Origin of the sequence: Solirhodobacter olei (genome assembly GCF_004010155.1) — a bacterium.
In the GTDB taxonomy this organism is placed as follows: Bacteria; Pseudomonadota; Alphaproteobacteria; order Rhodobacterales; family Rhodobacteraceae; genus Solirhodobacter; species Solirhodobacter olei.
Genome location: NZ_RRYH01000076.1, coordinates 1 through 3,513, shown reverse-complemented (window position 1 = coordinate 3,513; position 3,513 = coordinate 1). Strand labels below are relative to the sequence as shown.

At 65.0% G+C, this 3,513-nt stretch carries 4 protein-coding genes; 3 read left to right on the top strand and 1 reads right to left on the bottom strand.

The window, feature by feature from the left end:
- A partial coding sequence (locus EIP85_RS22480) for a GlxA family transcriptional regulator (protein WP_127904433.1) occupies nt 1-826 on the bottom strand: 826 nt, incomplete at its 3' end.
- A gap of 361 nt (nt 827-1,187) precedes the next feature.
- Here EIP85_RS22480 and EIP85_RS22475 point away from each other — a divergent pair.
- The 3 genes from EIP85_RS22475 to EIP85_RS22465 all read left to right on the top strand — a co-directional run bounded on the left by EIP85_RS22475 (nt 1,188) and on the right by EIP85_RS22465 (nt 3,413).
- Nucleotides 1,188-1,865 (top strand): alpha/beta fold hydrolase, encoded by a 678-nt coding sequence (locus EIP85_RS22475; RefSeq protein ID WP_127904432.1) that lies wholly within the window; start codon nt 1,188-1,190, stop codon nt 1,863-1,865.
- A gap of 57 nt (nt 1,866-1,922) precedes the next feature.
- Complete coding sequence (locus EIP85_RS22470) at nt 1,923-2,576, top strand: alpha/beta fold hydrolase (RefSeq protein ID WP_127904431.1); 654 nt, start codon at nt 1,923-1,925, stop codon at nt 2,574-2,576.
- A 75-nt stretch (nt 2,577-2,651) separates the two neighbouring features.
- The gene (locus EIP85_RS22465) at nt 2,652-3,413 is read left to right on the top strand and encodes an MBL fold metallo-hydrolase (RefSeq protein ID WP_127904430.1); all 762 of its coding nucleotides are present in this window, start codon (nt 2,652-2,654) and stop codon (nt 3,411-3,413) included.
- The last annotated feature ends 100 nt before the right edge of the window (nt 3,414-3,513 follow it).

Sequence of the window (3,513 nt, the reverse complement as noted above, 5' to 3'; positions counted from 1 at the left end):
GGTTGCGGGCCCGGTCCAGACGCACCCCTTCCACGAACTCGTGCGGTGTGACACCCAGTTCGCGCACGAACAGCCGCGCGATGCTCCGCGGGCTTACGCCGGCCAACTCAGCGAGACGTTCAACAGGAAAAGCCTCGCCAATATGGTCCATGACATAGGCCTGCACCTTGCCGAGTTGCGTCCCGGGATCGCCTGCAGACACCAACAGCGGGCTGAACTGCGACTGCCCACCCTGTCGCTGCGCCACGACCACCAAGGCCTTTGCGCAGGCGAGTGAAAGCGCGGAGCCGTGATCTTCACCGACCAGGGCAAGGCTCAGGTCGATCCCCGCCGTCACCCCGGCGGATGTCACCAGGCGACCATCGCGCGCATGGATACGATCATGCTCTACCCTTGCCTCCGGGAATTGCCTGGCCAGTTGCCCCGAGCAGAGCCAGTGCGTCGTGACGGTGCGCCCATCGAGCAGGCCTGCCCGGCCCAACGCGAAGGCGCCGGTGCAGATCGAGCCGTAGCGTTGGGCCGCAACGCCCCACTCCCGCAACCATGCCGACATGGCGTCGTCGTTCGGACTGTCCGCGAGGTTGGGGCCGCCTGCTACCAGCACCGTGTGAAATGCGCGTTCCGCCTGATCGAAGCTGAGATCAGCGACCATCCGCATGCCGTTGGAACTGCGCAGGGGCTGTGTTCTGCCCGCCACCAGGACGCAGTTATAGTGTTCCTCCTCCGGCAAAAACCCATTGGCCGCTGCAAAAATATCAAGGGGCCCAGCGACGTCGAGCGCCTGAACGCCCTCGTAGATAACGAGTGCAATCTCTCTTCTTGCCATCGGTGCTTGTGTCCTTCGTGCCGGGCGGCATCCGGCAGATCCGGACTGCAGACGGCCTTGAGGCGTCTGGGGCAGGTTATCGCACATGCTTGGCAGTTTTCCAAGGTTCACCATCATTGCTGCCACGTCGGAATGCTGCGAATGAAGACAGGCAGGGCGAAAGGCCCTCATTGAGAGCCTTCGCCTCCATCGTTTCAACCAGCGGCAAAGACCGTCGGCACGGCCCGTTTTAGGGAGCGCCGGGGTGTGCCTGCCTCCATCGTGGCAACTTCTGCTCCGTCATCCGCTGCTCGCACTGGCACGGCTGAGGGCCTCGGAACCACCAATTCCTTCAAAAACCCAAACCCCAAGGAGAAAGACAATGACTGCATCCAACGTAATCCTCGTCCATGGCGCCTGGGCAGATGGCTCCAGCTGGGCCAAGATCATTCCGCTGCTGGCCGCCAAGGGCATGACCGTTACGGCTGTCCAGCTTCCCCTCACCAGCTTCGAGGCCGATGTTGCCGCCGTCGGCCGCGCCATCGCTCTGGCGCAGGGCGACGTGGTGCTGGTCGGGCACAGCTACGCCGGCGCCGTCATCGGCCAGGCGGGCAACGCCCCCAAGGTCACGCGCCTCGTCTACATCGACGCCTTTGCACCCGATGCGGGGGAATCCGCCGGGTCGCTGTTTGCCCAGTTCGAGACCGTCCCGCTCAATGCCGAGATCCGGCCTGACGCGGAAGGTTTCCTGTCGCTGACGCCGAAGGGTATCTCCACGCTGTTCGCGCAGGATCTCGACCCCATCGAGCAGGCGGTGGTTCATGCCACACAGGGCCCGATCAACGGCGCTGCGCTGGGTGGCACACTGACGCAGGCCGCATGGCGCGCGCGCCCGACCTTCTACCTGATCGGTACCGAGGATCTGGCGATCCTGCGCGTCGATCAGGAACGCATGGCCGAGCGCATGAATGCGACGACCCGGCACGTCGCTTCGAGCCATGTGCCGATGCTGTCGCATCCCGAGGTCGTCACCGACTTCATCCTTCAGGCTGCCGCCTGAACCACCGCCGCCTGACGACCAAGGTCGCGACGTTCGCGCCTGTCCCGGAGCAATCTCATGAGCACTGCATCAGATACCATCAAGCTTCATGTCGAGGATCTCGGGACAGGCGCTCCGGCGCTCGTCTTCCTCCACTACTGGGGCGGCTCGTCGCGCACATGGCGGCATGTCACCCAGGCGCTTGCGCCCGCCTTTCGCACCATCGCGGTCGATCAACGTGGCTGGGGCCGGTCGGACAAGCCTGTTGCAGGCTACACGCTGGCCGGGCTGGTGCTGGTCGCGCCCTCGCCGCCGTCGCCCATGGGCGTTCCGCTGGAGATCAGGCAGGGCATGGTCCAGGCCTACGACACTCGGGACAGCATCATCGCGACCGTCCGGCAGGTGCTGGCCCGCACGCCGCTGGCACCGGACGATCTGGAACAGGTCGTCACCGACAGCCTGCAGGGGGCTCCCGCGGCCAGGTTGGCCTGGCCTCTCGAAGCAAGTCAGGAGGACATCACCGCGCAGGCGGCGCAGATCCGCGTCCCCACCCTCGTCGTCTCGGGCGAGGAGGACCGGGTCGATCCGCCCGCGGTGCTGCGCCAGGAGCTGATGCCGCGGATCCCGCAGGCCAGGTTGCACCTACTCCCGGGAATTGGCCACCTTTCGCCGCTGGAAGCCCCGGATGACCTGGCGGATCTGATCCGAAGCTTTGCCACGCCGCTCATCTAACCCCGCGCGGCACCGGACCCGCGTCGCGCCAAGCGCGTCCCTCTCGCGGGCAGCGCCTTAACCAAGGAAAATCCCATGCTCGAGACCCAGATCATACCCATCCCGATCCTGCCGCTCGGCATGGTCAACGCGCACCTCATCCGCAGCGAGGCAGGCTGCGTGCTCATCGACGCCGGCATTCCCGGTTCCGAACGCAAGATCGGCAAGGTTCTTGCCCGGCACGGACTGACGTTCCGCGACATCAAGCTGATCGTCGTCACGCATGCCCATACCGACCATGCCGGCAGCGCGGCGCGCCTTCGCCAGCTGTCCGGTGCCCCCATTCTCGCGCATCAGGATGATGCCGATTTCTACAGTCGCAGGAGAAAGATGACCTATTGCACGACCAGCTGGGTGGGAAAGCTGTTCCTCAAGACGCCGGTCCCGCACGAGCCCTACGAAGGGTTTGTCCCCGACATCATGATGACCAATGGTCACACGTTCAATCTGCTCGACTTCGGGGTTGATGGGATCGTGCGGCATACGGGCGGCCACACGCCGGGCTCGATTGCGGTGGAACTGTCCTCGGAAGACGTGATGGTCGGCGACCTGATTGCCTCGGGCATCCTGATCGGCGGAATGATCTTCAAGGGCCGCGCGATCCGTCCTCCGTTCGAAGACGACCCCGCAAAGGTGTCGCACGAACTGAGGCGCATGATCGAGAGCGGCGGCAAGCGTTTCCACATGGGCCATGGCGGCCCCCTGGAAGCCCCCGAAGTGCTGCGCCACGCCCTCACTCTCGCCAAGCTGGGCGGCAATCCCTGCGCCTCGGGCGAGTGCCATCACCACCAACATTAAGGGTTCATTTTCCGGCGCCCAAGCGGCCGGCGTGCAGCTCGTGTTCGAGCGTTTCGAGCCCTGCGCCGCCGGCCATGTGGAACATGAGGTTTTCGAGCGT

Coding starts and splice junctions, on each gene's coding strand:
- EIP85_RS22475 (WP_127904432.1), top strand. CDS start 1,188: ATGACTGCATCCAACGTAATCCTCGTCCATGGCGCCTGGGCAGATGGC.
- EIP85_RS22465 (WP_127904430.1), top strand. CDS start 2,652: ATGCTCGAGACCCAGATCATACCCATCCCGATCCTGCCGCTCGGCATG.
- EIP85_RS22470 (WP_127904431.1), top strand. CDS start 1,923: ATGAGCACTGCATCAGATACCATCAAGCTTCATGTCGAGGATCTCGGG.